Origin of the sequence: Kitasatospora sp. HUAS MG31 (assembly GCF_040571325.1) — a bacterium.
Lineage (GTDB): Bacteria > Actinomycetota > Actinomycetes > Streptomycetales > Streptomycetaceae > Kitasatospora > Kitasatospora camelliae.
Map to the genome: position 1 here is coordinate 5,364,023 of NZ_CP159872.1, position 20,299 is coordinate 5,384,321.

Below are 20,299 nucleotides of genomic sequence, written 5' to 3' on the forward strand. Positions count from 1 at the left end.
CCCGTACCCGACGACGGGCCAGGACCCGGCGCGCCCCGCGCCGCCCCGGAACCCGTACCGGACCCCCCTGTCACCGCACCTTCGTGCCGCTGAGGAGCCACCGCCATGTCCCGTCTCCCCCTGCCCGACCCCGCCGCCGGAGCCACCCCGGACCGGCCGCAGCACCACGGCCACCGCCCACTGCACGCGGCCGTGATCCTGGGCACCCGGCCGGAGGCGGTCAAGCTCGCCCCGGTGCTGCGCGCCCTGGAGGAGTCCACCGACTTCGCCCCGCTGCTGGTCAACACCGGCCAGCACCGCGAGATGCTCGACCAGATGCTGGCCCGCCTCCAGCTGACCCCGCATCACGACCTGGCCGTGATGAAGGACCGCCAGCAGCTCTCCGACCTCACCGGCCGCCTGGTCGAGGGCATCGGCCGGGTGCTCCGGGCCGAGGGCCCCGACCTGGTGATCGTCCAGGGCGACACCACCAGCACCCTGTGCGGCGCCCTCGCCGCCTTCTACGAGCGGATCCCGGTCGCCCACGTCGAGGCCGGCCTGCGCAGCGGCGTCCTGGACAACCCCTTCCCCGAGGAGCTCAACCGGCTCCTGGTCAGCCGCCTCACCCGCTGGCACTTCGCCCCCACCGAACGGGCCGGCGCCCGGCTGCGCTCCGAGGGCGTCCCCGCCGACAACGTCTACGTCACCGGCAACACCGTGATCGACAACCTGCTCTGGGTCCGCCGCCGCGCGGCCGGCCGCTCCGCCTTCCGCACCGGCCTGCGCGGCATCCTGGTCACCCTGCACCGCAGGGAGAACCAGGGCGACCGGATGCGCGCCATGGCCGCCACCCTGCTGCGCCTGGCCCGCCGCTCCGACGTGGAGATCCTGCTGCCGGTGCACCGCAGCCCCGCCGTCCGCGACGTCCTGGTGACCGCGCTGCGCGACCAGCCGAACATCACCCTGACCGACCCGCTGGACTACTTCGACTTCACCGCCTCGCTCGCCGCCAGCGACCTCGTCCTCACCGACTCCGGCGGGGTCCAGGAGGAGGCGCCCAGCCTGGACAAGCCCGTCCTGGTGCTGCGCACCACCACCGAACGGCCCGAGGTGGTCACCGCCGGCGCCGCCCGGCTGGTCGGCACCGACCCCGACGCCATCCACGCCGCCGCCAACGGCCTGCTCGACGACCCGGCCCTCTACCGGAGCATGGCCGAGGCGCCGAGCCCGTTCGGCGACGGACGGGCCGCCCAGCGGATCACCACCCGGCTCGCCGAGGACTTCGCCGCCGGGCCCGCCGCCGGGATCGCCGTCGGAGCGGCCGCCGGCGACGCCCTGCCGGCCCGCTGGTGAGCCGCGACCCCCGGGACCCCTGCGGCCACCGCCGCCTCCGGAACGGGGCTCGTCGGACGCCGTCGTCGGCCGGCCCGACGCGGTGGTCCCCGGGCCCGGTGCGGACGCCCACCGCCCCGGTGCGGAGCCCCGCCGTCCCGGCGCGGACGACAAGCGGCCGCCCAGGCAGCATGCTGGTGCCCATGGACCCGGACCGGCCGAACCGGGCCGCCGCCACCCGCGGCCCGCCCCCGCCCCCGTCTCCCGCCGACCCCGGCCCGCTGCTGCTCCCCGCCCGGGCCTGGCGGAGGGTCCTGCTCCTGGTCGTCCCGATCGCCCTGCTCCTGGTCGTCGTGATGGTCGCGCTCACCTCCGGCTCCGGACTGCAGCGCTGGCCCGAGGGCACCGTCCACGGCCCGTGGCGCTCGGTCTTCGACGGCGGCGGGTTCACCGGCGAACGGGACGGCGTCCTCGTCCTGGAACCCGCCCGCTCCCAGCGCCCCGACGAGACCCACGCCAGCCTGGTGGTCTCCACCGCCTCCTACGGCGACCTCCGCTACCGGGTGCAGACCCGTACCACCGAACAACTGCGCCGGCCCGCCCCCAACTCCTGGGAGGTCGCCTGGGTGCTCTGGCACTTCACCGACACCCAGCACTTCTACTACCTGACCCTCAAGCCCACCGGCTGGGAACTCGGCAAGGAGGACCCGGCCTACCCCGGCAGCCAGCGCTTCCTCGCCACCGGCCCGCCCTCCTACCCGGTCGGCCCCTGGTACGCCGTCGACATCCGGCAGACCGGCGCCACCGCCAGCGTCATCGTGGACGGCCGCCACCTCGTCGACTTCACCGACACCGAGCGCCCGTACCTGCAGGGCGGCGTCGGTGCGTACACCGAGGATGCGCACACCGAGTTCCGCGACGCCTCGGTCCGCCCGGCCGGCTAGGCCCAGGAACGGCCGCTGTTTGTGCCCAGGCGGCCGCCGCGCGGACCCGTCCCCGCGGCGGGCGATCCCGATACCGGCAGGACCGCCGACACCACGGCCCGGTAGGTTGTCATCCGTGCCCACCGACACCGCGACCCGCCCGAGCCCGAGCGCCCTCACCGCGCGCCTGCCCGAGCGAGTCCGCGTGGGGTACTGGACCAGACTGGTGCCGCTGCTCGCCCTGCTGGCCGCGGTCACCCACATCCCGTCCTTCCTGCGCCCGGTCTGGAGCCCCGACGAGGGGTACCTGGCCACCCAGGCCAGGATGCTCGCCGACGGCGGCGTCCTGTACGACACCGTGGTCGACCGCAAGCCCCCGCTGCTTCCCTGGCTCTACCAGGCCTGCTTCGCGGTCTTCGGCTCCGGCTCGCTCTGGCCGCTGCGCACCCTGGCGATCGGCGCCCACCTGGCCACCGCCGTGCTGCTCGCCTCGATCGCCCGGGGCCGCTGGGGCAACCGGGCCGGCGGCGCGGCCGGCGTGCTCTACCTGCTGCTCTCCATCGGCCTCTCCCCGGAGGACACCCAGGCGGCGACCTTCGAGGTCTTCATGCTGCCCGCCATGGTCGCCGCCTTCCGGTACGCCGAGCGGCGCCGCTGGCTGGCGGCCGGCATCGCGGTGGCGCTCTGCTCGCTGACCAAGCAGACCGGCGGCGCGGTGATGCTGCCGGTGCTCTGGATGCTCTACCAGGACGCCCGGTGGCGCGGGGTGCCGTGGCGCCCGGCGCTGGCCAAGACCTCCTTCGGGTTCGCCCTGCCGATAGCCCTGGTCGCGGTGATCCTCACCAAGCCCAAGGGGTTCCTGTTCTGGGTGGTCACCGGCAGCGGCGACTACGCCTCCTTCGGCTCCAACTGGCTGCAGATGCTCGGCCGGGCCTTCGGCAACTGGGCGATCCTGGCCGCCGCCGCCCTGGGCTTCCTGGCGCCGCTGGGCCACCGGGTGTGGCGCCGGCTGCGGCACCGGCCGCTGCCGGTCCGCGGCGAGGAGTACGGCTCCACCGTGGACCTGTGGGTGTGGTTGCTCTCCTCGGTGGTCGCGGTCAGCGTCGGCTTCCACTTCTACGGCCACTACTACCTGCAGCTGATGCCGGCGCTGGTGCTGCTCGGCGTGGGCGCGGTCTCCACCGGCGCGGTCCGCTGGAAGCCGGTCCTGGTGTACTCGGCCGTCGCCTGCACCTTCTTCTGGGGCCTGGCGGTCTTCTGGCCCGGCCAGAAGCTGAACCAGACCGCCGAGGTCGCCACCGCCGTCGCCGCCCGCACCAGCCCCAAGGACACCGTCCTGGTCTGGGGCATGCACCCCGAGCTGTACTGGCTGGCCGACCGCCGCCCGGCCACCCGCTACCTCACCGCCGGCTTCCTCACCAACTACAGCGGAGGCAAGGACGACCAGAAGGTCGGCGAGCAGTACAGCGTCAGCAACGCCTGGCAGACCTTCGACGCCGAGCTCGCCAAGGGCCTCCCCGAGGTGGTCGTCGACGACTCCGGCACCGCCCCGTACCAGCCCGGCATGGTCCCCCGCATCGAGAGCCTGCTCGACACCCACTACGAGGTCGTCGGCATCACCGGCGACACCGTGATCTACCGCCTCAGGAAGGGCTAGCCCCACCCGACGGCCGGCCACCCCCGGAGGGAGCGGCCGTGGGCTGCCCCGACCGGTCCGGGACCAGCGTGCTCTTGGTGTACACCGTGAACGTCCACGGCCGTCCCTGGCCGCCGCCGAAGCCCATGCACAGCCGGGGGCCGCTGGGATCCACCGCGATCCCCTCCGGCTCCCGCCAGTCGAGCGTCCAGGCCGCCTCGGTACGGACCCGCTCCACCACCCGGCCGGTGCGCAGGTCGATGGAGGACACGCTGGCGTTCCCCTTGGAGCCCTTCGGATTGATGTGCGGCGGCCGGTCGGTGTCGAGGGTGTCGGTGTACGCGGTGCCCTGCAGCCGGTAGACGAAGTCGCCCATCAGCGCGAATCCCTGGAAGACGTCCTCGTCCGAGTCGGTCAGGTCGGTCTCGGCCACCTCCAGGATCGGGCGGTCGTACCGGCCCCGGACGACGTCCGCCAGGTCGAAGAGCCGGTAGTAGTGCTGCCCCTGGCGGCGGTGGCGCAGCGCCAGCCGGCCGGTGTGCGGGTCGATCGACGGCTGATTGGAGGTGGAGCCGGGAACCGGATTGTGGACCGCCACCTGTTCGTCCGCCATGGTGAGCACGGCCCGGTGCGTGAACCGCGTCCGGGCCAGGGCCCGGCCGTATCCCGACTCGGGGTTGACGTCGGTCTCGGTCCAGACGTACACCGACCCGCCCACCACCTCCACGCCGAGGCCGACGCCGTGGCCGAACCCCTTCAGCCGCATGAACTCCAGCCGGTTGCCCTCCAGGTCGAGCTTGTTGACGCAGAGGTCGCCGCTGACCCCCTCCTCCGTGGAGGCGGGTTCGCGGTCCCCGGGCAGCAGGGCGTCCGACTCCACGGCCTGGGTGACGTAGATGTGCCCGTGCACCCGGTCGAAGGCGAAGGACTGCGGCAGTGTGCCGTACCACAGCGGCTTCTCCCGGATGAGCCGGTCGCTGGCCGTCGCCAGGTCGAAGCGGGGGCCGGTGGGGGCCGGCACGCCCGCTCCCGATCCGCAGCCCGCCGCGCCCAGTGCCGCCAACGTGCCGGCACCGGCCAGCAGCAGGCTGCGGCGCCCTATTCGGGTGCGGTCGGCTGCCACCATGGGTTCCCTCCCGAGTGCGTCCCGATCATGATCCGGGCTGCAGTGTGCGACGTCGGCACGGGTCGCCCGGTTCCGGTCGCCCGGTCGGACCGATCCGGAGGGCCGCAGGTCAGAGCGCTGCGGGCGCCGTGTCCCGACGGACGTCGACGATCTGCCCGGTGATGTCGGAGATCAGGACGTCGAGGGAGGCCCGGGCCACCGTCCGGCTGGACAGCAGGGAACCGGCTGGCTCCTCACCGAACGCCTGGACCCGCATCGGGGTCAGCGTCCGCTCGGGGTTGACGCAGTTCACCCGGATGCCGTCGCCCGACCACTCGTCGCCGAGCGCCTGGGTCAGGTTGACGACGGCCGCCTTGGCCGAGGAGTAGAGGCTGTACTCGGCCCGGCCGCGGGTGTAGGAGCTGGAGGTGAACAGCAGCAGCTGGCCACGGGACTTCGCCAGGTAGGCGTGGGCCGCCCGGGCGATCGAGGCCGGGGCGATGAAGTTGACCCGCAGCGCCTCGTCCACCTCGGCGGCGCTCAGGTCGGCCAGCCGGCCGATCCGCAGCACGCCCGCGGTGTTCACCACGTAGTCGATCCGGCCCGATTCGACGTAGGCGTGCTCCAGCGCGGCCGCCACGCTCTCCGGGTCGGCCACGTCGGTGCCGGTGGTGCTCCGGCTGAAGCTGAACACCCGGGCACCGTGCTCCCCGGCCAGCGCCGCGATGTCGGCGCCTATCCCGTACGAGCCGCCCAGGACCACCAGGGTCTTCCCGGTGAGGTACTCCCGGTAGTCCTCCGGGTGGATGGGCTCGGCGAGGGTACTGGTGGAGAGCTGGAACAGCTTGTCGGCGATGTGGATGTCGATCGGCTGGGTCACCTTCATGTTCCGCTCCTCGCCGGCCACCACATGGATCGGGGTGTCCGGGAGGTAGCGCAGCACCACGGTGCAGTCGTCGGTGGCCACGAAACCGGGATCGCCCGCCGCCAGCGCGTAGGCGCGGCGGATCGTGGAGAGCCAGAACGCCTGCGGGGTCTGCCCGCGGCGCAGCCGGGAGCGGTCCGGCACGTCGGTGATGATCTCGTGCTCGCCGGCGGCCATGCCCGTGGTCGTGGTCACGATGATCGTGTCGGAGGACGGGATGGCGACGTCCACCGCGCGGTACGTGTCGAGGGAGTCGATGCACTCCTGGATGATCCGCTGGGAGACCAGGGGGCGCACCGCGTCGTGGAAGAGCACCTTGCCGTCCTCGCCGCCGGTCAGCTCGGACACGGCGGCGAAGGACAGCTCGGTGGTCGCGTTCCGGGTGTCGCCGCCCGGCACGATCCGGACCGGGCGGCGCAGCCCGGCTCCCGCCACGATCGCCTCCGCCTCGGCCACGAAGCCGGGGTGCATCATGAGGATCACGTGGTCGATCCCCGGCGCCTCGTCGAAGACGGCGAGGGTGTGCTCCAGGATGGTCTTGCCGGCGATCTTGATCAGCTGCTTGGGGATGGAGAGCCCGATGCGCTGGCCTGATCCGCCGGCGAGGATGACGGCGACGGTGAGGGGGGCTGCCGGGGCCGCGGACTTCATGATGCGGGGGTCCTTCTCTTCGGGGCGACGGCGCATGGCGGTGCGCCGCCGGTGGAGCTGGCGGGAGCCGAGGGGGGGTCAGCTCTCCATGTCGACCGCGTTGAGCGAGAGTTCGCTGTTGACGGTGTAGAAGGGACGGACCCGGGTCCGTCCGCGCGGGGTGTCCGGGATCACGGTGATCGGGTACTGCAGGACGGTCTTCTTGTCGTGGAAGTCGCCCATGAACCGGCCGACCCGGACGAGCGGCACCTCGGGGGAGAGGCGCACCCAGAGGTCCCAGACGTCGTGTGCGGTGGTCCGCTGCTGGGCGAGGCCCCAACAGGGCACGCTGAAGCTCAGCCGGTCGGGTCCCAGCTGGGCCGCCTGCACCTCGAAGTTCTTCTGCGGGTCCTGCCGCGACTTGGCCACCACCACAGGTGTCTGGAACATCGCCGCACCCCAGAGCGAGGCGCCGACCGTGATGTGCCCGTCGGCGATCTCGATCGAGTCGGACTCCACGTGCACCGGTCGGACCCAGGTACGGATCGAGAACGAGCCGTCGTCCGCGGTGAACGGGATCCGCGACTGCAGGACCGGGCCCTCGTGCCGCGGGCCGGCCGCGTACAGCATCCCCCGCTCGTCCCTGACACCGGACTTCAGGCGGCGCCGGGCCTGCCCGTCGACGGACTCGGCGTACACGTCCCAGTGGCCCTCGGCCAGCGGGCAGCCCGCCTGGGGGATGACCGCGGTCAGGTCCTGCGACGGGCCCTCCTGGAACTCGAACCGGACCGCTTGGGCGCCCTCCGGCGCCTCCCGGTTGAGGCAGAGCAGCCGGACCGGCGGCATCCCCGCGGTGATCGCCAGCCGCACCACGATGTCGCCGTGCGGGGTGACCCACCAGTCGGCGGTGGTGGGCAGCCCGCGGTCCGCCACCAGCTGGTTGAGCAGACCGTGGTACTGCGCCGCGACCTCCTGCGGCAGGTAGCGGCGGGCGCTGTCCTGGGCGGCCCGGCCCATGTGCGCCCGGCGCTCGTCGTCCTGGATCAGCCCGAGGATCTGCGCGGCGAGGGCGTCGGTGTCACCGACCGGCACCAGGTGCCCGTCGACGCCCTCGGTGATGATCTCGCGCGGGCCGTAGTCGCAGTCGGTGCTCACCACCGGCAGGCCGGCGTACATCGCCTCGATGATGTTCATCGGCAGGGCCTCGGAGTTCGAGGACGAGGCCGCGATCGAGCCCTTGGGCCACTCCACCTCCATCTGGTTGGAGGAGCCCATCAGCAGGACGTTGTTCCCCAGCCCGAGATCGGCGATCCGGGTGGTCAGCTTGGCGCGCTCGGGGCCGCCGCCGTAGATCCGCAGCTGCCAGTCCGGGCGCTGCGCCACGACCTTGGCGAACGCCTCGATCAGGTGGTGGTACTGCTTGAACGGCACCAGCCGGCCGGCCGAGATCACGATCTTGCTGGTGGAGTCCGAGGGCGCGATCGGCGGGACGGGCACGCAGTTGGGGATGGACCTCACCCGTACGCCGGTGTGGGCCAGCGCCTTCTGCTCGTTCTCGGCCTCCTCCCGGCTCACCGGGATGACCACGTCGAGCTTCTTGTACGCCTCCGGGAGGAGCTTGCGCAGGGCGGCGGAGTGGTCGGCGAGGAAGCGGTGCTCCTGGACGCCCTTGATGTAGTTCCCGCCCATCCTGGCGAGGCAGATCGCGATCCCCGGGTTGGTCGCGATCACCGCGTGGGCGTCGGTCTCGGCGAGGTACCTGGCCAGTCGGACCTCGGTGAGGCGGCTGAACTCCTTGCCGCGGAAGGAGTCCTCCTTGGGGAAGACCTTCGCGGGCTTGGCGGCCAGCGGGTCGTCACCGTCGTACAGATGGGAGTGCTCGCGGAGGTCCGTCAGGTCGACCACGCTCACCCGCGGGTCCACCGGCAGCGCCGGGACGTCACGGTCGCGACGGGTCGAGACGATCTCCACCTGGTGCTCGTCGGACAGGGCCGCGGCGAGGTTCAGCGTGCTGGTGATCGCGCCGCCGATGCCGTACCGGTTGTGGAGCAGGAAGGCGATCTTCATGAGGTCTCCCGTCGAAGGGGGCGTGACGTGCGGGTGGCGGTGCAGCGGTGCGGGTCGGCGCAGGCGGGCCGGGTGCTACATCTCGACGGCCCGGAGCGTCATGGTGTCCTCGAAGGCGTCCAGCAGTTGCTCGTGCTCGGGCTGGTGCGGGGTCCGGGCCTCGGCCTCGGCGTCCGCGCGGGCCACCGCGACCCGGCAGGCCTCGGCGAAGCGGTCCATGGACAGCGGGTGCTGCGGGCCGAGCAGGTAGTCGCGCAGTTCGAGCCGGTACGGCCGCAGCACGTCGTTCTCCGGGCGGGTCAGCATCCTGACCAGCTTGGGGATGCCCTTGGCGTTCGGCTTGAGCAGGTAGGCGGCGCGGGCCGCGGTGTTCTGCTCGCGGAACTCGCCGACGCCCAGGCGGGCGGTGTCGGTCAGCGCGTACGGCTTGAGCGTGCAGATGAAGTCGGAGACCACGCTGGAGATGTCACTGATCAGCAGGTCCGCCTGCTCGAAGCAGTCGTACAGGTGCGGGCCGGTGGCCTCGATCACCTGGTGCTCCCAGGAACCGCGGGCACGCCAGTACACCTCGGCGTACGCGGCGCGGAGGGCGGCGAGGCCGCCCTGCTCACCGTCCCCGGCGCCGTCGGCAGCGGCCTTGTCGAGGTCGCGGCCGCTGTCGCGGGAGAGCTGGGCGTCGTCGGTGTCGTCGTCGGTGAGCTCGGCGCGCAGCCGGTCCAGCTCGGCGACCAGCCGCTTCTCCTCGGTCTGGGCGGCGGCCCGCTCGGCGGCGCCCTCCTTGGCGGCGTCCTGCCAGCGCTCCTGGGCGGACCGCTTGGTGTTGGCCCGCTCGATCATGCGGACGATCCGCTCGTGGACCTTCTTGGCCTTGGGGTCGCGCAGGCCGGTGAAGGGGTGCGGCTTGTAGAGCAGGCGGACCGGCTCGCCGCCGCCGAGCAGCTTCTTGACGATGTTCTCGCCGGCCAGCAGCAGGGAGGTGTTGCCCGGGTCCTCGGTCCAGCCCTCCCAGGTGGGGGCGTAGAGGACGGTCGGGATCAGCCCGGTGCGGGCGGTCGGGCGGGCGGCCAGTTCGTCCAGCTGGGGGCGGCCGACCTCGACGATCTCCTCGTCGCGGACGCCGACGCCGGCCAGGGCGTACCGGTCGCGGCCGGCCCGGCCGGCCACCCAGACCTCGTCGTAGACCTTGCTGAACGGGTTGACGCTGGCCAGCTTGTCGCTGTCGCCGTGGCCGATGAAGACGTGGACGACGCCGGGGATGCGCAGGAAGTGGATGTTCTTGCCGACGTTCGCCGGGTAGAGCGCCACCCGCACCGAGGACATGTCCATGTTCATCAGGTGGGTGGCGGCCGGGACGCAGAGTACCGGCAGCGCGGTCGGGTTGAGCTGCCGCACCAGCCCGCGCTCACGCATCACCAGCATCGGGCGGTGGCCGCGTCCCGCGAGGTCGGCCATGGTGTCCAGCCACATGTTGACCTGGTACGCGGAGTCCTTGCCGCCGCTGAAGTACAGCACCACGTCCGGCCGGTACTCGGCGAGCCACTGGTCGATGTGGGCGAGGACCGCCTCCCGCTTGGGGAAGCGCAGCGCCCGGCGCAGCGAGGGCAGTAGCTGGAGGATGGTCAGCAGGGCGGTCACACTGGCCGCCAGCAGGCCTGCGGGCAGGCAGTAGTGGCGGCCCGTCACCATGTAGCCGACGATGCCGAGCAGCACCAGCAGCTCCTGGTGGAGCAGGCGCTGGCCGGGCTTGCTGAGCAGCCGGGTGGGCGGGGTGTCGGAGATCCGCAGGTCGCCGAGCGGCAGGTTGCGGGTGACCACCGGCAGGCTCCGGTTGCGCCGGATGCCGGCGGCCACGGCCGAGTACAGCGCCTGGAGCACCAGCAGCAGCGGGACCAGCACGGCGGCCTGCAGGTAGACCGCGTCGGCGGTGAGGCCGATCCGGCCCATCAGGACCAGCAGCAGCGAGGTCCGCAGCACGGTGCGCATGGTGACGCCGGCTCGGAGCTGACCGAGCCGCTTCATCATCTGCGCTTCCTGCATGTGCAGGTACATCTCGGCGGCGTAGCCGAGCAGGCCGACGCCGACGAACAGACGGGGTGACGGGCGGAGTGCGGCGAACAGCATCGCCGCGATGCAGGCGGCCATCACGAAGGCGACCACGAGGCCTCTGAGGCGGGTCGCGTTCATTCGGTGCTTGAGCTGCACCGCCTGCGCAGCGCTGAGCTTCACCATGGAGCGACGGTCCTCGGGCGGTCGTTGGAAGGGTGTTCGATGGGCGAGCCTATGCCATCGAGTGAAGATCAAACTACGGTGGGGTCAACGTTTTGATTACGATCGACCCTTCCCGTGAGGTGAACATGCCTCAACGCCGAAGGGCCGCACCCGGAGTGGGTGCGGCCCTTCGGTCACCGACGCGCCGAGCGATGGTGCGTCAGGCGGGGCGGCGACCGTCAGATCGGGACGGAGGCCAGGCCGGGGGCGAGGAACTTCTTGCCGTTCACCCGCTCGGAGACGCCCTCACGGTCGAGGTACGGCGTGATGCCGCCCAGGTGGAAGGGCCAGCCGGCGCCGGTGATCATGCACAGGTCGATGTCCTGCGCCTCGCCGACGACGCCCTCGTCGAGCATCAGGCCGATCTCCTGGGCGACGGCCTCCAGGGCCTTGGCCAGGACCTGCTCCTCGGTCAGCACGGTCTCGCCGAAGGAGAGCAGCGCCATGACCTCGGGGTCGAGGACCTGCTGGCCGTCCTGCCAGACGTAGAAGCCGCGCTTGCCGGCCTTGACCAGCTTGGAGAGGTTCTCGGAGACGGTGTACCGCTCAGGGAAGGCCGCGGCGAGGGTCTCCGACACGTGCAGGGCGATGGCCGGGCCGACCAGCTCCAGCAGCACGATCGGGGACATCGGCAGGCCGAGCGGCAGCACGGCCTTCTCGACCGTCTCGATCGGGGTGCCCTCGTCGATGGCGCTCTGGATCGCGTCCATGAAGCGGAGCAGGATCCGGTTGACCACGAACGCCGGGGCGTCCTTGGTCAGCACGGCGGTCTTCTTCAGCTTCTTGGCGACCCCGAACGCGGTGGCCAGCGAGGCGTCGTCGGTCTTCTCCGCGCGGACGATCTCCAGCAGCGGGAGGATCGCGACCGGGTTGAAGAAGTGGAAGCCGACGACCCGCTCCGGGTGCTGCAGCTTCGAGGCCATCTCGGAGACCGACAGCGAGGAGGTGTTGGTGGCCAGGATGGTGGTCGGCGAGACCACGGCCTCCAGCTCGGCGAAGACGTTCTGCTTGACGCCCATCTCCTCGAACACGGCCTCGATGACGAAGTCCGCGTCCCCGAAGGCGACGGCCTTGTCCAGGTGGCCGGTGACCAGGCCCTTGAGCTTGTTGGCCTTGTCGTTGCCGATCCGGCCCTTGGCCAGCAGCTTGTCGATCTCGGCGTGGACGTAGCCGACGCCCTTGTCGATGCGCTCCTGGTCGATGTCGGTGAGGACCACCGGCACCTCCATGCGGCGCGCGAACAGCAGCGCCAGCTGGGAGGCCATCAGACCGGCGCCGACGACGCCGACCTTGGAGACCGGACGGGCCAGCGACTTGTCCGGGGCGCCGAACGGCTTCTTGGCCCGGCGCTGCACCAGGTTGAAGGCGTACAGGCCGGCCCGCAGCTCGCCGCTCATGATGAGGTCGGCCAGGGCCCGGTCCTCGGCGTCGAAGCCCGCCTGCAGGTCCTGGTCCTTGACCTGGGCGATGATGTCCAGCGCCTTGTAGGCGGCGGGAGCGGCGCCGTGGACCTTGCCGTCGGCGACCAGGCGGCCCCAGGCGACGGCGTCGTCCCAGGCCTTGCCGCGGTCGATCTCCTCGCGCTCGACGAGCACCTCGCCCTTGAGGACCTTGGCGGCCCACAGGATCGACTGCTCCAGGAAGTCGGCCGGCTCGAAGATCGCGTCCGCGATGCCGAGCTCGAACACCTCCTTGCCCTTGAGCTGCTTGTTCTGGCTCATCGAGTTCTCGATGATGACCTTGATCGCCTTCGAGGGGCCGATCAGGTTCGGGAGGATGCTGCAGCCGCCCCAGCCCGGGACCAGGCCCAGGAAGACCTCCGGCAGCGAGAACGCCGGGACGCCGGAGCTGACGGTGCGGTAGGTGGCGTGCAGGCCGACCTCCACGCCGCCGCCCATCGCCGCGCCGTTGTAGAAGGCGAAGGTCGGGACGGGCAGGGCCGCGATCCGCTTGAAGACGTCGTGGCCGCCCTTGCCGATGGCCAGCGCGTCGGAGTGCTCCTTGAGCACCTCGACACCCTTGAGGTCGGCGCCGACCGCGAAGATGAACGGCTTGCCGGTGATGGCGGCGGCGACGATCGTGCCCTCGGCCGCCTCGGCCTCGACCTGGTCCAGCGCCTCGGAGAGCTTCGCGAGGGAGCCCGGGCCGAAGGTGGTCGGCTTGGTGTGGTCGAAGCCGTTGTCCAGGGTGATCAGCGCCAGCTTGCCGGCCTGCAGCGGCAGGTCCAGGTGGCGGACGTGCGCGGTGGTGACGACCTCGCCCGGGAACAGCTCGGCGGCGCGCTTCAGCAGCTCAGTGGTGCTCATGGTCACTTACCACCCTCGAAGTGCGGGTTCTCCCAGATCACGGTGCCGCCCATGCCGAAGCCGATGCACATGGAGGTCAGGCCGTAGCGGACGTCGGGCCGCTGCTCGAAGCGGCGGGCCAGCTGGGTCATCAGGCGCACGCCGGAGGAGGCCAGCGGGTGACCGAAGGCGATCGCGCCACCGTACGGGTTGACCCGCTCGTCGTCGTCGGCGATGCCGAAGTGGTCGAGCATGGCCAGCACCTGGACGGCGAAGGCCTCGTTGATCTCGAAGGCCTGGATGTCGTCGATGGTCAGACCGGCCTTGGCCAGCGCCTTCTCGGTCGCCGGCACCGGGCCGATGCCCATCACCTCGGGCTCGACGCCGGCGAAGGCGTACGAGACCAGGCGCATCTTGACCGGGAGGCCCAGCTCCTCGGCGACGTCCTCGGCGGCCAGCAGCGAGGCGGTGGCGCCGTCGTTGAGGCCGGCCGCGTTCCCGGCGGTGATGTTGCCGTGCGGGCGGAACGGGGTCTTCAGGCCCGCCAGCGACTCCATCGTGGTGCCCGGGCGCATCGGCTCGTCCGTGGTGGACAGGCCCCAGCCGGTCTCACCGGCGGCCGGGTTGGAGTTGCGGACCGCGATCGGCACCAGGTCGGGCTGGATGTCGCCGTTGGCGTACGCCTTGGCGGCCTTCTCCTGCGAGCGCACCGCGTACGCGTCGCAGCGCTCCTTGGTGATGTGCGGGAAGCGGTCGTGCAGGTTCTCCGCGGTCATGCCCATGAACAGGGCGGACTCGTCGACCAGCTTCTCCGAGACGAAGCGCGGGTTCGGGTCCACGCCCTCGCCCATCGGGTGGCGGCCCATGTGCTCGACGCCACCGGCGACGACGATGTCGTACGCGCCGAAGGCGATGCCGCCCGCGGTGGTGGTGACGGCGGTCATGGCGCCGGCGCACATGCGGTCGATCGCGTAGCCCGGGACGGACTTCGGCAGGCCGGCGAGCAGGCCCGCGGTGCGGCCGATGGTCAGACCCTGGTCGCCGATCTGCGTGGTCGCGGCGATGGCGACCTCGTCGATGCGCTCGACGGGCAGGTTCGGGTTGCGGCGCACGAGCTCGCGGATGCACTTGACGACCAGGTCGTCCGCGCGGGTCTCGGCGTAGATGCCCTTCGGGCCTGCCTTGCCGAACGGGGTGCGGACGCCGTCGACGAAGACGACGTCCCTCGCGGTACGAGGCACGGGGGCTCTCCTCCCAGGGGGACATGACGTGGTGCGCAGTCCGCACGGCTCACGGGTGGAGCGGCGCTGCTTCACCGTCATGCTACCCGCCGGTAACTAACTTGCCCAGGGGAGACGGGGGTGCGGGGGAGTGTGTTGCGCACCACGTACGCGGACGGCGGTCCGCCTGGGCAACCGGGCGACACGACCGGGCACGCAATCGGGCAATCACAAGGGGCGCGCGGGGGTACGTCCCAGCCGCCAAGGCTGGGACGTACCCCCACGCGCCCCTGTGGTCGGCCTGCTACGGCCTGTTACTGGGAGGCCGCCGCGGCGAAGGCGGCCGCGATGGCCGGGGCCACCAGGGCGACCTGCCAGCGGCGGGCGCCGAGCGTCCGCAGCGCGGCGCCGACCGACTCGGCGTCGGCCGGGGCGGGCGGTTCCCAGGAGACCCGCCGGACCAGGTCCGGGGTGATCAGGTTCTCGGCCGGGAGGTTGTGCCGCTCGGCGAGCTCGGAGACCGCGGCCCGCGCCCCGGACAGCCGGGCGGCGGCGACCGGGTCCTTGTCGGCCCAGGCGCGCGGCGGCGGCGGCCCGTCGTGCGGCGCCGAGGCGGGCGGCAGCTGGGCCTCCGGGATCTCCCGGGCCCGCTGCAGCGCGGCCAGCCACTGGTCCAGCTGCCGGCGGTTGACCCGCGGGCCGAAGCCCTGGACGGCGATCAGCGCGGGGGCGTTCAGCGGCATCGCGAGGGCGGCGTTGACGATCGCCGCGTCCGGCAGCACCCGGCCGGGGGAGACGTCCCGCTCGCGGGCGATCCGGTCGCGGGTCTCCCAGAGCTCGCGGACGGCGGCCAGCTGGCGGCGGCGCCGGACCTTGTGCAGCTGCGAGGTGCGCCGCCAGGGGTCGACCCGGGGGGCCGGCCGCGGGGCGTTCGCCAGCGCGGAGAACTCCTCCAGGGCCCAGGCGAGCTTGCCCTGGCCGGCCAGCTCCGCCTCCAGCGCGTCGCGCAGCTCGACCAGCACCTCGACGTCCAGCGCGGCGTACCGCAGCCAGGGCTCCGGGAGCGGCCGGGTGGACCAGTCCACCGCGGAGTGCTCCTTGGCCAGCGACAGGCCGAGGACGCTCTCGGTCATCGGGCCGAGGCCGACCCGGGGGAACCCGGCGAGTCGGCCCGCCAGCTCGGTGTCGAAGAGCCGGGTCGGCCGCATGCCCACCTCGGCGAGGCAGGGGAGGTCCTGGGTCGCGGCGTGCACCACCCACTCGGCGTCGGCCAGCGCCTCGCCGAGCGCGCTCAGGTCGGGGCAGCCGATCGGGTCGATCAGGGCGGTGCCGGAGCCGGCCCGGCGCAACTGGATCAGGTACGCCCGCTGGCCGTACCGGTAGCCGGAGGCGCGCTCGGCGTCGACGGCGACCGGACCGGTGCCGGCGGCGAAGGCGGCGACCGTCGCGGCCAGCGCCGCGTCGTCGGCCACGACCGGTGGCAGCCCCTCCCGCGGCTCAAGAAGCGGGACCGGGGCTGTCTCTGGGATGGCTGCTACGGCGTCGGTCACCCCCCAAGGGTACGACGGCACCCGACACCGGGAGTGTTGTCGGACTGGTCGCACGATGGTGGGACATGTGCCGGGGGTCACCGGCCGGCCGGCCGCGAGCCGCCGACGGGCTCCCGGCGAGCCGCCGACGGCCCGCTCAACGGCAGCCGCGGCGGCCCGGAGGAAACGTTCCTCCGGGCCGCCGCCAAGGATGGTTCGGATGCCGTCAGTGGATGATTCCGGTGCGCAGCGCGACGGCGACCATACCGGCCCGGTCGCCGGTGCCCAGCTTCCGGGCGATCCGGGCGAGGTGGCTCTTCACGGTGAGCGCGGACAGGCCCATCGCGACGCCGATCGCCTTGTTGGACTGGCCCTCCGCCACCAGCCGCAGGACCTCGACCTCGCGGCCGGAGAGCTCCCGGTAGGCGGCGGTCTGCGTGCCGGGGGCGCCGGGCGCGGCACTCGCACCGGGCTGTCCGTGCGCGCCGGGGTGGCCCGGCATGCCGGGGCGGCGCATCCGTCCGGCGAGTCCGGCGGCGCCGATCGGCAGTCCGGGGCGGCCGGGCATGGCCAGGTTGGTCCGGGTACCGGTGACCACGTAGCCCTTGACCCCGCCGGCCAGCGCGCTGCGGACCGCGCCGATGTCGTCGGCGGCGGACAGCGCCAGCCCGTTGGGCCAGCCGGCGGCGCGGGTCTCGGCCAGGATGGTCAGGCCGGAGCCGTCCGGCAGGTGCACGTCGGCGATGCAGATGTCGCGCGGCGTGTTGACCCGGGGGCGGGCCTCGGCGATCGAGGAGACCTCGATGACGTCGCGGACGCCCAGGGCCCACAGGTGCCGGGTGACGGTGTTCCGGACGCGGGGATCAGCGATGACCACCATCGCGGTGGGCTTCGTCGGGCGGTACGCGACCACGTTTGCGGGGTGCTCAAGAAGGACCGACACCAGGCCTCCTGCGGGGAGTGGCGGACGGAACCCCGATGGGGGCGGTCGGAGTGTTCCGCGTTTGGAAAGGGTCACTGACACCTTCGGCATCATGCGTGCCCGGCTTTAGCGAAAGATCACGATTTAGTGAGTAACAATACGGACAAACCGTGCAGGTGACCGATGGCGACATGCCCCGAAATCGCACAGATTCGATCAAATCCGAAGCCGGATGATCGCTCCTGACCTGCCAATTGACACGGAGTGCGCCACAAGTCACACTCCGTCAGCCCTGCGGGTGGCTCCGGCCGCGCGCGGCGGCGGTGTCCCTCAGTGGGGGCGTGGGCGTCGGCGCGCCGGCATCGGGACCACTCCGCCGAGTGACGGCGCGTCCGCGACCGGCAGCGGCGAGGGCGCGACCGGCGGGAGGCCGGCGCAGGTGCACAGCAGGTCCCCCCAGGCGGCCAGGTGCCGCTCGAACCGCCCGTCGGCCGGGCTCCAGGAGACCCGCATCTCGATCTCGGTGGAGGCGCCGCGCTCGGCCAGCGCCCCGAAGCCCTGGGAGTGGCAGCGGGTCACCGTGCCGCCCGCCTCGGCGAAGCCGGCGCCGTGCGCCTGCAGCGCGTCCATCAGCCAGGCCCAGCCCACCTCGGACAGCATCGGGTCGCCGGCCATCTCCGGCTCCAGCTCGGCCCGGGTCATCGTGACGATCCGGAACTCGCCGCCCCAGGCCTCCTGGCCGGCCGGGTCGTGCAGCAGCACCAGGGTGCCGTCCGCCAGCTCCTCGCCCTCCACCTCCACCGAGGCGGAGAGCGCGAAGGCGAACGGGGCGAGCCGGCGCGGGGCCGGGACGGGGGAGACCTGGAGTTCGGGCCGGAGCACCGCTCCGGCCAGCGCCTCGACCGCCTCACGGAACTCGATCGGCGCCGACTCCTTGCCCGTACCACCATCCTGTGCGGATTGCCCGCCGACCGCTGCCATGTGCGGAAGCCTAGGTGCCCCGGCGGTGCATTCCGAGCACTTTCGTGGGCGCGGCGCGCCGGAGCCGCCCCGCCGACCGGGATCCGGCCACGGTCTGGAGGAAGGCACGAGTGGCGGGCGAGGGGGCCGATCGCGGCCGCGTGCGAAGATTTGACCCGTGACTGAGACTCCCGCGGCGAACCCCGCAGCACAGACCGGCCGGACCACCCCCGCGCGCCGCGGCGCGGCGTACGACTCCGTGTTCCTGCGCGCGGCCCGCCGGGAGCCGGTGCCGCACACCCCGGTGTGGTTCATGCGCCAGGCCGGCCGCTCGCTGCCGGAGTACCGCAAGGTGCGCGAGGGCATCCCGATGCTGGAGTCCTGCATGCGCCCGGACCTGGTGAAGGAGATCACCCTTCAGCCGGTCCGCCGGCACGGGGTGGACGCCGCGATCTTCTTCAGCGACATCGTGGTGCCGCTGAAGGCGGTCGGCATCGACGTGGACATCAAGCCCGGCGTCGGCCCGGTGATCGCCGACCCGATCCGCACCGTCGAGGACCTCCAGCGGCTGCGCCCGCTGGAGCCGGACGACATGCCGTACATCACCGAGGCCATCGGCCTGCTGGTGGACGAGCTGGGCACCACCCCGCTGATCGGCTTCGCCGGCGCGCCGTTCACCCTGGCCAGCTACCTGATCGAGGGCGGCCCGTCGCGGACGTACGAGAACACCAAGGCGATGATGTACGGCGAGCCCGAGCTGTGGGCCGCCCTGGTGGAGCGACTGGCGGAGATCACCTCGGCCTTCCTGAAGATCCAGATCGAGGCCGGCGCCTCGGCCGTCCAGCTCTTCGACTCCTGGGCCGGCGCGCTCGCCCCGGACGAGTACCGCCGCTCGGTGCTGCCCGCCAGCACCAAGGTCTTCGAGGCGGTGGCGCCGTACGGTGTGCCGCGGATCCACTTCGGCGTGAACACCGGCGAGCTGCTCGGGCTGATGTCCCAGGCCGGCGCGGACGTGGTCGGCGTCGACTGGCGGGTCCCGCTGAACCTGGCCGCCGAGCGGGTCGGCCCCGGCAAGGGCCTGCAGGGCAACCTCGACCCGGCCGTGCTGTACGCGCCGACCCACGTCGTCGAGACCAAGGCCCGCGAGGTGCTGCACGCCGCCCAGGCGATCGGCGACAGCGGACACATCTTCAACCTCGGCCACGGCGTCATGCCGTCCATGGACCCGGACGCGCTGACCCGCCTGGTCGCCTTCGTCCACGAGGCCAGCGCCCGCTGACGGACCGGACGGCGGCGGGCGCGGGATGTGCCCCGCGCCCGCCGCCGTCCGTACCGCCCCCCCGCTACTCCTCCCCGGTCCGCTCGGCCGGTGCCGTCCACGGCTCGGCCTTCTGCGGGGGCGCGGCGGGCCGCTCCGGCGCGCCGGCCTGGGCGGGCAGCACCGGACGGGCGCCGGCCGGCCGGACCCGCCGGCGCAGCCGCCGCACCATCCAGCCGAGCGGCGCCAGCACCAGCACGAAGGGCGCCGCCGCGGCCAGCGCCACCAGCAGCCCGCGGAGCACCGCGATCAGCACCCGCCAGCCGGCGGCCAGGGCGTCGCCGATCGAGGCCCAGAAGCCGGGCCGCTTCTCCTTCGCCGGCTCGGGCGCGGTCCGCTCGGCGTAGAGCTCCAGGGTGATGGTGGACATCGAGGTCCGCTGTGCCAGCTCCTGCTGCTGCCGCTTGAGTGACTCCAGGTCGGCCTCGCGGCGGCTCAGCTCGCCCTCCAGCGAAACCACCTCGCTCAGCGACTTGGCCTCGTTCATCAGCGCCCGGACCCGGTCGACGCTGGCCTGCTTGCTCTTCACCCGGGAGTCGACGTCCACCACCTGCTGGGTCAGGTCGTCGGCCTGGCTGGACATCGAGGTGGTGTCGCCCAGCCGGCCGAGGTCGCTCAGGGTGGCCTGGTGCGCCGCCGAGGGCACCTTCAGGACCAGCTGGACCCGGCCGGGTCCGGGGGCCGCGCCGCCCCCGCTGCCGCCGCTGCCGACTCTCTCGGCGGTCCCGGCCGGGCTCGGGGCGCCCTGGGTGACCGACTCGCTGCCCACGTACCCGTGCGCGGCCTCGACCGCGCCCCGGGCCTCGTCCCGGGCCTTGGACACGTCGGCGACCCGCAGCGACAGCCGGGCCGTGTACGCGATGTTCTTCGGGTCGGTCACCGCCGGGGCGGACGGGCCGGCCTCCGCGCCGCCCTTCGCCGCGGCGGCCCCGGCCTGCGGTGCGGCCCCGTTCCCGCCGCCGGCCTGGGCGGGGGCGACCGCCCCCCGGTCCGCGCTCGCCGCGCTTCCGCCCTCCGAGGCGCTGCAGCCGGCCGCCAGCAGCACCGCGGCGACCGCGGCCGCCACCGTCGGGCCGCCCTTCCCCCGTCCGCCCCGTACTTCCCGTCGAACCATCAGGTCCTCCCCGCCACTCGGTCACGTCCGCTCGCGCGATTCGGGCCTTGGACGGCGGGCGGGCGGCCGCGGATCCCGTTCGGATG

Annotated in this window: 14 protein-coding genes; 4 read left to right on the top strand and 10 right to left on the bottom strand. The window is 72.8% G+C overall.

From position 1 onward, the window contains the following. Positions 1-105: 105 nt before the first annotated feature. From wecB to ABWK59_RS24035, 3 genes are all read left to right on the top strand, one after another. Positions 106-1,332 (top strand): non-hydrolyzing UDP-N-acetylglucosamine 2-epimerase, encoded by a 1,227-nt coding sequence (gene wecB, locus ABWK59_RS24025; RefSeq protein WP_354642673.1) that lies wholly within the window; start codon positions 106-108, stop codon positions 1,330-1,332. A 182-nt stretch (positions 1,333-1,514) separates the two neighbouring features. Next, positions 1,515-2,255, top strand: a complete 741-nt coding sequence (locus ABWK59_RS24030) for a family 16 glycoside hydrolase (RefSeq protein ID WP_354642674.1) — start codon at positions 1,515-1,517, stop codon at positions 2,253-2,255. A gap of 115 nt (positions 2,256-2,370) precedes the next feature. Next, positions 2,371-3,891, top strand: coding sequence for an ArnT family glycosyltransferase (locus ABWK59_RS24035; protein WP_354642675.1), 1,521 nt, complete (start codon positions 2,371-2,373; stop codon positions 3,889-3,891). Here the strand turns inward: ABWK59_RS24035 and ABWK59_RS24040 are convergent. The 9 genes from ABWK59_RS24040 to ABWK59_RS24080 form a co-directional block, all read right to left on the bottom strand. Then, positions 3,878-4,996, bottom strand: coding sequence for a teichoic acid biosynthesis protein C (locus ABWK59_RS24040; protein ID WP_354642676.1), 1,119 nt, complete (start codon positions 4,994-4,996; stop codon positions 3,878-3,880). The two genes, ABWK59_RS24035 and ABWK59_RS24040, sit on opposite strands and share 14 nt — an antisense overlap. Positions 4,997-5,105: 109 nt before the next feature. Then, positions 5,106-6,551, bottom strand: a complete 1,446-nt coding sequence (locus ABWK59_RS24045) for a bifunctional cytidylyltransferase/SDR family oxidoreductase (RefSeq protein WP_354642677.1) — start codon at positions 6,549-6,551, stop codon at positions 5,106-5,108. Positions 6,552-6,629: 78 nt separating this feature from the next. After that, positions 6,630-8,597 carry a glycosyltransferase family 4 protein gene (locus ABWK59_RS24050; protein ID WP_354642678.1) on the bottom strand — a complete coding sequence of 656 codons (1,968 nt, stop codon included), beginning with the start codon at positions 8,595-8,597 and terminating at the stop codon, positions 6,630-6,632. A 75-nt stretch (positions 8,598-8,672) separates the two neighbouring features. Then, positions 8,673-10,826 (bottom strand): hypothetical protein, encoded by a 2,154-nt coding sequence (locus tag ABWK59_RS24055; protein ID WP_354642679.1) that lies wholly within the window; start codon positions 10,824-10,826, stop codon positions 8,673-8,675. A 218-nt stretch (positions 10,827-11,044) separates the two neighbouring features. Continuing rightward, positions 11,045-13,171, bottom strand: a complete 2,127-nt coding sequence (locus ABWK59_RS24060; RefSeq protein WP_354642680.1) for a 3-hydroxyacyl-CoA dehydrogenase NAD-binding domain-containing protein — start codon at positions 13,169-13,171, stop codon at positions 11,045-11,047. Positions 13,172-13,173: 2 nt separating this feature from the next. Continuing rightward, a complete protein-coding gene (locus ABWK59_RS24065) occupies positions 13,174-14,391 on the bottom strand; it encodes a thiolase family protein (protein WP_354642681.1) in 1,218 nt (405 codons plus the stop codon). A 293-nt stretch (positions 14,392-14,684) separates the two neighbouring features. Continuing rightward, the gene (locus ABWK59_RS24070) at positions 14,685-15,920 is read right to left on the bottom strand and encodes a ribonuclease D (protein ID WP_354642682.1); all 1,236 of its coding nucleotides are present in this window, start codon (positions 15,918-15,920) and stop codon (positions 14,685-14,687) included. Positions 15,921-16,125: 205 nt separating this feature from the next. Beyond that, positions 16,126-16,842: a response regulator transcription factor gene (locus tag ABWK59_RS24075; RefSeq protein ID WP_354642683.1), complete on the bottom strand. Its 717-nt coding sequence runs from the start codon at positions 16,840-16,842 to the stop codon at positions 16,126-16,128. 309 nt (positions 16,843-17,151) lie between these two features. Further along, complete coding sequence (locus ABWK59_RS24080) at positions 17,152-17,802, bottom strand: DUF3000 domain-containing protein (RefSeq protein WP_354642684.1); 651 nt, start codon at positions 17,800-17,802, stop codon at positions 17,152-17,154. A gap of 238 nt (positions 17,803-18,040) precedes the next feature. On the opposite strand from ABWK59_RS24080, the gene hemE reads away from it, so the two are divergent. After that, on the top strand, positions 18,041-19,060 hold the full coding sequence (hemE, locus tag ABWK59_RS24085) for a uroporphyrinogen decarboxylase (protein WP_354645090.1): 1,020 nt from the start codon (positions 18,041-18,043) through the stop codon (positions 19,058-19,060). 64 nt (positions 19,061-19,124) lie between these two features. Here hemE and ABWK59_RS24090 read toward each other — a convergent pair whose 3' ends face one another. Further along, positions 19,125-20,213 carry a DUF4349 domain-containing protein gene (locus tag ABWK59_RS24090; RefSeq protein WP_354642685.1) on the bottom strand — a complete coding sequence of 363 codons (1,089 nt, stop codon included), beginning with the start codon at positions 20,211-20,213 and terminating at the stop codon, positions 19,125-19,127. Positions 20,214-20,299 lie beyond the last annotated feature (86 nt).

Coding starts and splice junctions, on each gene's coding strand:
- wecB (WP_354642673.1), top strand. CDS start 106: ATGTCCCGTCTCCCCCTGCCCGACCCCGCCGCCGGAGCCACCCCGGAC.
- ABWK59_RS24030 (WP_354642674.1), top strand. CDS start 1,515: ATGGACCCGGACCGGCCGAACCGGGCCGCCGCCACCCGCGGCCCGCCC.
- ABWK59_RS24040 (WP_354642676.1), bottom strand. CDS start 4,996: ATGGTGGCAGCCGACCGCACCCGAATAGGGCGCCGCAGCCTGCTGCTG.
- ABWK59_RS24045 (WP_354642677.1), bottom strand. CDS start 6,551: ATGAAGTCCGCGGCCCCGGCAGCCCCCCTCACCGTCGCCGTCATCCTC.
- ABWK59_RS24050 (WP_354642678.1), bottom strand. CDS start 8,597: ATGAAGATCGCCTTCCTGCTCCACAACCGGTACGGCATCGGCGGCGCG.
- ABWK59_RS24055 (WP_354642679.1), bottom strand. CDS start 10,826: ATGGTGAAGCTCAGCGCTGCGCAGGCGGTGCAGCTCAAGCACCGAATG.
- ABWK59_RS24060 (WP_354642680.1), bottom strand. CDS start 13,171: ATGAGCACCACTGAGCTGCTGAAGCGCGCCGCCGAGCTGTTCCCGGGC.
- ABWK59_RS24080 (WP_354642684.1), bottom strand. CDS start 17,802: ATGGCAGCGGTCGGCGGGCAATCCGCACAGGATGGTGGTACGGGCAAG.
- ABWK59_RS24090 (WP_354642685.1), bottom strand. CDS start 20,213: ATGGTTCGACGGGAAGTACGGGGCGGACGGGGGAAGGGCGGCCCGACG.